Source organism: Nitrosomonas sp. Is24 (assembly GCF_033063335.1).
Classification (GTDB): domain Bacteria; phylum Pseudomonadota; class Gammaproteobacteria; order Burkholderiales; family Nitrosomonadaceae; genus Nitrosomonas.
Genome location: NZ_JAWJZG010000002.1, coordinates 1 through 8,045 on the forward strand (window position 1 = coordinate 1; position 8,045 = coordinate 8,045).

General features: G+C 45.5%; 11 protein-coding genes. 9 read left to right on the forward strand and 2 right to left on the reverse strand.

Annotation, left to right across the window (positions count from 1 at the left end):
* Window positions 1–121: 121 nt before the first annotated feature.
* The 8 genes from R2103_RS14275 (at window position 122) to R2103_RS14310 (ending at window position 5,411) form a co-directional block, all read left to right on the forward strand.
* A complete protein-coding gene (locus tag R2103_RS14275) occupies window positions 122–1,141 on the forward strand; it encodes a phage/plasmid replication protein (RefSeq protein WP_317532111.1) in 1,020 nt (339 codons plus the stop codon).
* 74 nt (window positions 1,142–1,215) lie between these two features.
* Window positions 1,216–1,551, forward strand: a complete 336-nt coding sequence (locus R2103_RS14280) for a major capsid protein (protein WP_317532112.1) — start codon at window positions 1,216–1,218, stop codon at window positions 1,549–1,551.
* Between the two features lies 1 nt (window position 1,552).
* A complete protein-coding gene (locus tag R2103_RS14285) occupies window positions 1,553–1,849 on the forward strand; it encodes a hypothetical protein (RefSeq protein WP_317532113.1) in 297 nt (98 codons plus the stop codon).
* A gap of 52 nt (window positions 1,850–1,901) precedes the next feature.
* Window positions 1,902–3,221 carry a virulence factor TspB C-terminal domain-related protein gene (locus tag R2103_RS14290; RefSeq protein ID WP_317532114.1) on the forward strand — a complete coding sequence of 440 codons (1,320 nt, stop codon included), beginning with the start codon at window positions 1,902–1,904 and terminating at the stop codon, window positions 3,219–3,221.
* A 6-nt stretch (window positions 3,222–3,227) separates the two neighbouring features.
* Window positions 3,228–3,518 (forward strand): DUF2523 domain-containing protein, encoded by a 291-nt coding sequence (locus R2103_RS14295; RefSeq protein ID WP_317532115.1) that lies wholly within the window; start codon window positions 3,228–3,230, stop codon window positions 3,516–3,518.
* Window positions 3,515–4,489 carry a zonular occludens toxin domain-containing protein gene (locus R2103_RS14300; RefSeq protein ID WP_317532116.1) on the forward strand — a complete coding sequence of 325 codons (975 nt, stop codon included), beginning with the start codon at window positions 3,515–3,517 and terminating at the stop codon, window positions 4,487–4,489. Before R2103_RS14295 ends, R2103_RS14300 begins: the two co-directional genes overlap by 4 nt.
* Before the next feature lie 14 nt (window positions 4,490–4,503).
* Window positions 4,504–5,019, forward strand: a complete 516-nt coding sequence (locus R2103_RS14305; protein ID WP_317532117.1) for a hypothetical protein — start codon at window positions 4,504–4,506, stop codon at window positions 5,017–5,019.
* A 2-nt stretch (window positions 5,020–5,021) separates the two neighbouring features.
* On the forward strand, window positions 5,022–5,411 hold the full coding sequence (locus R2103_RS14310) for a hypothetical protein (RefSeq protein WP_317532118.1): 390 nt from the start codon (window positions 5,022–5,024) through the stop codon (window positions 5,409–5,411).
* Between the two features lie 128 nt (window positions 5,412–5,539).
* On the opposite strand, the gene R2103_RS14315 is transcribed toward R2103_RS14310, so the two are convergent.
* Both R2103_RS14315 and R2103_RS14320 read right to left on the reverse strand, forming a co-directional pair.
* Window positions 5,540–6,580 (reverse strand): hypothetical protein, encoded by a 1,041-nt coding sequence (locus R2103_RS14315; RefSeq protein WP_317532119.1) that lies wholly within the window; start codon window positions 6,578–6,580, stop codon window positions 5,540–5,542.
* Window positions 6,581–6,957: 377 nt separating this feature from the next.
* A complete protein-coding gene (locus R2103_RS14320) occupies window positions 6,958–7,422 on the reverse strand; it encodes a helix-turn-helix domain-containing protein (RefSeq protein ID WP_317532120.1) in 465 nt (154 codons plus the stop codon).
* Between the two features lie 343 nt (window positions 7,423–7,765).
* Here R2103_RS14320 and R2103_RS14325 point away from each other — a divergent pair.
* Window positions 7,766–8,045, forward strand: a 280-nt coding sequence (locus R2103_RS14325; RefSeq protein WP_317532121.1) for a hypothetical protein, incomplete at its 3' end; no start/stop codon positions are given.

Here is an 8,045-nt window from a genome sequence, read left to right on the forward strand (position 1 = left end):
CCAACATCGCCGCCCAACCGGCAAAAGTTGCTTGATCGGATAGTAACACTAGTCCGTTCAGTCTCATTTTGAGACTTTTCTACACCTAACTTCACTTTCTTTTTGATACCCGGTTAAGGACATGGCAAATGAAATCTTTATCGATTGGATCACCATTTCTCAACTTCACGAGGTTGAGGAACTCTTCCCAATCTTCTGCGGGGGAATCATCGTCAACTATGACGCAATCGGTAGAGCACGTCATGAAAGAGTTTGCGCCGCGACTTTTCCGGGATCACATGAAACAAGTCTTAGACTCAAAAGTGACGGTAAGCATATTTCACTCTCAGGAAACGTCGGCCGGTTTTCTCGTAAAGACAACCTGTTCAATCTGGATTGGCAGCAAACTTTGTCCAAAGTTAATCGAATCCTGCTGGACAAAGGACTCCCGCCCTTCAGTTCTGGACAATGCTTTAATTCCTTTAATCAAGCAGACACCCGCGGCGCGCGTGTATCTCGTCTGGACATCACCTGTAATTTTGCGACGGGTTCAGAATCCCAAGCAAGAGCCCTCATTCGATGGCTATCTAATCGATCTGTATCCAGAATGAAAAAAGGCCGGGCAGGGGACGAGTCCGTTTGGTGGGTCAATACCCGGCACATGCTCAAAGCCTACATAAAACACATTGAAATGCTGAAACACGGCTGCGCTGAAGATGATCCCGTCTATCTATGGTGCAAAGAACAAGGAGTAGTGAGAGTGGAAATCGAACTGAAAAAACGCCTTTTGCACGATGAAGGCTTGAACAAGATCGAAAACATCACGGATGAAAAGCTCATCGCAATCTTTGAAAGCGAAACCGAGATTTTCCGCCGTGTCGACCGCAGCGACGAACCCGACATACTGGACGCGCTACCCGCTAAAAGCCGCATCTATGCAGCTGCTTGGTTTGCAGGAAAAGACTTAGTTGATTTAGCGAGCAGGGCGACGCTATTTCGTCACGCCAAAATTCTACGCGAATACGGCATAGACATCATGGAACCGCGCAATATCGAGCAATTCCCCGTGAAAGTCCAGATTGTAGACCTCAAACCCTTATCCATGCCGGACTGGTACAGCCTGGAAGATGAAAAACCACGATTAAAAGTAGTAGGGGAGTGATTCCAGCCTATAGGCTCCAATCCGGGGCTTATCGGGTGCAATCCCGCACCATTTAAACTTTAAGGAGTAAAACGATGTTTCAAACAATCAATAATCTGTACCGCAAATCTGTAGACGCCGTGACGGCTGTCGGTCGCAAAATCAAATCCTTCTTCTTTTCGCCAGCCATTGAAGGCGAATATCTAGGGAAGGGCGATGTTATGCGCCGTTCCTACAACCCGCGAGGCTCCCTGGCGTTTGCATTGACGTTCTGCTTCCTGATGCTGCCAGCGGTCAGCTTTGCCGCCGTACCCGCCGACGTGACCACCGCAATCACCACGGCCGCAACTGACGTTGCCACCGTAGGCGCTGCCGTCATTATCGTGATGGTCGGCATTAAAGTCTGGAAGTGGATACAACGGGCGCTGTAACATGGCCTATCTGTATCAAGGAAAATGTCTTGATACCGTGCAGCGGCTGCATGAAAGTGTAGCTGCTGCATGTCCGCCCGTATCAGGCACTTACTCCCTGCAATGCACGCCATCAGCTACGCAAGTCGACATCCTGGCAACTGACATATTCTCAGCGGCCACCTATACCAGCGTACTGATTCCTTCTCAAATTCCCTGCGATGTAAGTCTACTGGATCAAACAGCCTTCTTCTGGCAATTGGCCGGAGTCCTGGTTGTAGGCTTCTCCATCCGGGCAATCATCAAGGCATTCCAATAATGGAACTCTGGATATACGACTTAGGCTACATGCTGGCCTTCCTGGGGGCTTTATGGCTCATCTTCACCGCATAATCGCAATTTTCTGCTTTCTTTACCCGTCGATCACCTTTGCCACCCTGGGAAACGGAGTCGGTGAAGTCAATCTCGCCGGCTGGATCAAACAAACTGACGGCACCTACGCCAAAGCCTTCACCAATGCCGACGGCACCGGCTCGAAAGTCACGCTGACCAGCGCACCCAAAGGCATTACCACCACATCAACCGCCTTAGTCCAGACCTCAAAAGGCGCAATCGGCATGGACATCGAAAAAACCGTCAATGTCGCTACTTCCCGGCTTGGTCCCACGGTTGCCGCTTTTGCCAAAAAAGCCGGACCGCTCGGCATGGCGCTTACTGCTGCTTCTTTGGTTTGTGATCTGACCAACATCTGCAACCAGGCGGGGCAATGGGTTTTCAATAATCCTTATTCTGATCCAACGTATTTTCCATCAAGTACAGCCGTTGGTTTTTATATCGCTGGCGGCCGCAACGGTACGCAGTCTGCTTCCTTGGCTCAATCTTGTAAGCTGCTGGCCGGTCTTGATCTTGCTGGTTCTACCACTACGCTTGAGGGTTCCACTTGTCATGAATATGCGCCCGCCGGTTATTTGTGGCGTAATGTTGGCGTGTATTGGGTTAATAGTGGCGCTTGCCCTACACATTACACATTAAGCGGTTCTAGTTGCGTTCTCTCTGAAAGTTCCGGCTCTGGCGCTCCTACCGCCTCAGATTGGGACTCTGCCGCTACCAAACTCAATGACGACCGTTTCACACCGCACCTGATCGATGCCGGTGAATCCGTCCCGACCGATGCCGTACCAACTCTGACCGCCGACCAAAAGCGGAATCTCGGCGTTGACGTTGAGCCGACCAAAGACGCAAGCGGCAACGTAACCGGCCGGAAGGAAACCACCACTTCGGTTGAAGTCGTCGACAACGGCACCGCCGACAAACCCGGCAGCGTTATCGTCAAGGAAACTAAAACCACGATCACCTACAACAACAGCAACACCGTTATCGATTCAACCTCATCGACCAGCTACCAGAACCAACCCGATACTAAACAACCATCGGGTTTTACCATTTCGTTTGATACCGTGCCGGAAGCCAAGCTCGAAACCTACAACGTACCGAACACATTTGGGACGACTAGCTGGGGTTCCGGATCATGTCCGCCGGATATCGATGTTCCCATATCCAAGATGACTATTCACATACCGACGCAGCCGGTATGTGATACGGCGCTCATGATTCAGCCTTTTGTGCTGCTTCTTTCTTCTTTAATCGGCATTTACATCATTGCGGGGGTTCGTGGCGGTTCCGCCACATAAAAAACTATGTTCAATATCTTAATTCCGTTAGGCGCATTCCTATCTGCCGGAATGGGCTATCTGGCTGTACGTGCAGCTATGGGGCTTGGTATCGGCCTAATCAGCTATGGTGCTGTTGGTGTTGTCCTTGCCGAGCTATTCACAATGGCGCAAGGCTTCTATAACAACGTGCCAACCTTTGCGCTTCAGATCATCGGTCTGGCCGGATTCGGCCAAGGAATCGGTATCATTGCTGGCGCCATCTCTTTCCGGCTGACTTTTGTCCTGCTGCCTAAGCTCGGAGTCATACCGAAATGAGCATCACGCTAATCACCGGCAAACCCGGCACCGGAAAAACTGTTTTTGCCGTATCCGGATACATCAAACCGGAACTGGAAAAAGGCCGCATCGTATACACCAATGGCATACCGGATCTGAAATTCAGCCACATCGAACTGACCAACGAAGACTTGAACCGCTGGGACGAACGCGAACCGGTGGAAGGGCGCAAGGGAGTCTATGAGCTCACCACGGTAAAAGAAGACGCCTTGATCGTCGTCGACGAAGCGGCCGACGTCTGGCCAGCGCTGCACCTCAAGGAAATCCCGCAATTCCTGCAATACCTGAGAAAACACCGCAAACACGCCCTGGACTTCCTGCTGCTCACGCAAGACCCGCATTTCCTGCATCCGCATGTACTGCTGAATGTCGACAAGCATATTCACCTGGTTACCGACTGGCGCGGCACATATTCGTATGAATGGGCGGAATACTGCGTGAATCCGATCATGCCGAGCAACCAAAGCCGGGCGGTATCGGAACGGTACAAACTGGACAAATCGGTATTCAGTGAATTCTACTCGGCAACTAAGCACCTGCCAAAGCAAAAGCGCTCAGTGCCGAAAATGGTCTATGCGGCAGTATTCATGCTGTTTGCCGTTCCCGCGATGGCCTTCATGACTTATTCCACCATCAGCAGCAAACTGGAAAACCCCATCGGCGCAAACCTAGCCAAGCAGGAAGAATCCAAAACCGAACAAACCGCGAAGCAGGGGAGCGATACACCACAAACCGTCATACCCACGGCACAACCAGCCGCCGACAGTGCACCGGTTAAACAATCGCTTTCCATGCTCTCGGAATCCGTCGACTGGGGACAAGTCGCCGCCTGTATGTCCAGCAAATCAAACTGCATCTGCTATGGCCACAAAGCCCAACGCCTCAATATCGACCCGCAGACTTGTAATGCAGCCATTGATTACGGCTGGATATCTTCAACGAAAATGTAAAAGGAAAATCACTGATGCGATTAATACACTCTGACACTGTAGAGCGCACCGACGACTTAGTCGGTATGGCTTGTTACTCGATGTTCAATCATTTAATGAAAGTAGCAGACCTGCATGCGCCTGAAATTGATTTTGAAACTGCGATCAAGATTCCGCAAAATCCTTTCCAGGTGCACACGGCCGCATTTTTTCACAATATGCGTTTGGCCGCGCTTGAGAATAACTTTTGCAATCTGCTGATATACCTTTATTATGAATCTGCCAGCTTTGAACAATTCAAGCGCTTATCGCCGTTTCTTAAAGAAAAGGATCACAAACTGTTCGATCAGGTTCTGAACCCTTTTCATAAAATCGATGACCAGCAGGTTCTTGACGTCTTTCAGAAGTTTGTCACTGAATTCAACAAAAACATGAATTTCGATAAATTCATTAAAGTAAAAGTTTACCCTGTCATGCGCACCTTCAAAATCCATGAAGAACCGGTAACCAACATTTTCACCCAGCCTGATCCCGTATCCTCGCTGCACTAACCATGATTTCCAACAACGAAGAAAAACAACTGCTGCAAATCGCACACGAAGCGATTGCAAACTTTTCCGGAGATATCGATCTACTGAACTCGGCAATCGGAATGCTGTTCACCGGCTACTATTTCGGCTGGCGCTTCCTGTACATCGTGCATTCAAAGCGCACTGTCCGGAAGTATGAAAAAGTGCTGAACATCAAAGTAAAAGAACACTTTGAACCGATTGGTACGTTCTCTTACCGATCTGCGGGATTGTCAGAAGCCTACAAGCATTCAAACTTCTGGAAGTGTGTGAGTGGGGATATTCAGATACCAAACAGAAAACAAATCATGGATTTCCAACAATCGATTAAAGTATTGGTTGACCATCCATCGACCAAAGCAAAGCAAGTTTAAACCACCGAAAGCCCAAGGGTCGCGCCGCCGACCGGCGCGAAGGGTATGACCGCAAAGCGGGCATGCTGCCCGATCCCTGACACGGATTAACTTGTTCCTGATGCCTCGTCTTGCTAAACGAATTTATATTAATCTAGACCTAGGCTTTTCAGCGTCAAATAGAAGATTGTGCTAGAAATGATATTGGTGACGACTTGAAAGAATGCGCCCCAGTAAAATTTATTACCTTGTTTTTGATTATCTCTTTTGAGTTTATCGATTTTCTTATTGTCGCCTGCTGTGAATTCAAATACGACCCTTTTCCCTTCGATTTCTGCTAAGGTGTCGAATAGACTTGTTGCAGCTGCGCGTGAAATTGCATTTATTGGACGTAGCGCATAAACCGAAAAGAAAATTACTGCTACTGCAATATGAATCGGCATTGATAGCTCATAATATTCTTGTGCGAACCACAATATGCCCGCAATAAATAATAGCACTCCAGAAAACATTAACCAGTGATCGAAAATTAATGCAATTTTTCTTCTCCTAGCTTTTAACCAATTTGGGAATTCTGGAATAAGTGCTGGTTGTTTCCTAGTTTGATACCACTCGCTTACTACGTTTATTAATTCTTTGCTTAATTGTGCATTTATGAAATCTACTCGACAAAATGCCGGTGCTATTAAAGTATCTATATCATCAAAATCAGCTGAGTTTCCAGACGACATAATTTGCAATACTTTGCTTGGTTTAGGATCACTTGCAGATATTCTCACCAATAATGTATGGCGTTGAGGCATTATGTAATTTTCAATATTTACGAGAAAATCCCATTTTATGATTATTTCTTCAACTTCTTCGGATTCATGCCAATAGTGATCCTGAAATTCAATCCAATTAGAAAATTCACTGAAGTTTCTGTCACTTAACCCAACTTTCACCGTCGTGATGGTTATATCAATGGAATGTAACTTTAATTTTTGTACAATTCTCGTATTTAGATCAATGATATCTTCATGTTTTAAATGAATTGGATCTGGAAAAATTTTTACATTCGAATCAGGATTACCATTCAACATATAAAATATTGACTTTAAGCTTTCTCGATCAATGGTTGCCGATAAATTAGTGCTTGTATCTCTCGATATGATTAATTGGTTATTACCATTTTTCTTTATATCGCTCATTTTTTTCCTAAAATAGTTAATTATTCGTTATCTTAAAAATGTTGAAAGATATTATGATTGTTCAATATTTTAATATTCACTTCAAATAGCTTTATCTATTATTCGATGCTTTTATAAAATGTCAAATATATAAGACCATCATTTGTTGAGGGTAAATAGATTCTATTTCAAGGACGTAATTATGATTACTTTTATTAATTTATTATTTCTGACTATGTTTTCAACGCTGAACAATCTTTATTGGTTTATCCGTTATACTCGAAGTAAATCTGTTAAACGCAAATATTATCGATTAGTCACTAAGGAAAAAAAACGCCTGCTTGAGGCAGGCGTAGATAAGGAAGAATTGCGACTTTTATGTCGTCATTTATCAAATCTTAAAAATGAACAAGCCGAAAACCGCTTAGAAGCTTATAGAAAAACTCTAAAATCTTGTCAGCCTTCCTCCGGGAATTAACTCTTCTATTTTTATTATTTAACATAATACAAATACTTGACGAGTCACTTGAAGCCTGGCTTGCGTTTGCGGGCGATGATGTCATTATTGTTGTTGCACCCAGTAAAAGGGCGGCCACAGTCACACCCGCCGCCCTGGTGAAACAGCTTTCAAAAATTTTTCTTTTCTTCTCGTCTTTTTCAGTTACGAGGTTGCTTGCTGCGATTACTTCTAATCGATCTGCACCGATGTAATCAGCAAGTTGGATACAAATATCATCTGGAAAACCTCTTTTTCCTGCTTTTACCATTCTTATATAAGCATCAGATATTCCAAGCATTTTCGCTAGTTCAATTTGTTTTCCTGCTTTTTTCTCTGCTGCTTCAATAAATGTTTTTAGCTTCATTGTAGTTTTCCTATTGACAGTAATCATTTGTTTCTGTATTGTCAGAAACAAATGTTTCTATAAGACGATTCAGCAATCATATAGTTCAAGTTTCCCCAAGTCAAACGAGGTTTATATGAACTCATATCACTTAGCAATACTTCAAGCTACCAGCAACGGCCAGCACCCCGAACTAGCCGACTGCTGGCGCAATTACCACCCCGAAGCAGTTTTGTCAGATAGTGATTACCCAGTTTTAACCGAAGCAAACGATTCAATGTAACCGGGTTCCGTGTTGAGCGATGAGGAAACGAAGAGCGAAACACGGAACCCATTTTTTTATCTACCAATGGAGAAATAAGAAATGGCAAAAATTCTAGTAAACAACGTACTCAGAACACACGGCACCAAGAAAGACACCGGAAAACCTTATGACATGTATGCGATTACCGTCAGCCTTCCGGTTCAGAATGTTTCACAAGGCACTTACAATCAAGAAGGGTACGGCACTGTCCCGGCCACTATGGAACTCGATCCCGCCATATTTCACCACTTCAAAAACCTGAAAGACCCTGTTTACCTCGATCTGACCATTGAACAAGTCTTGCACTTTGGCGAGATTAAAAACATGGTGACCGGCGTTT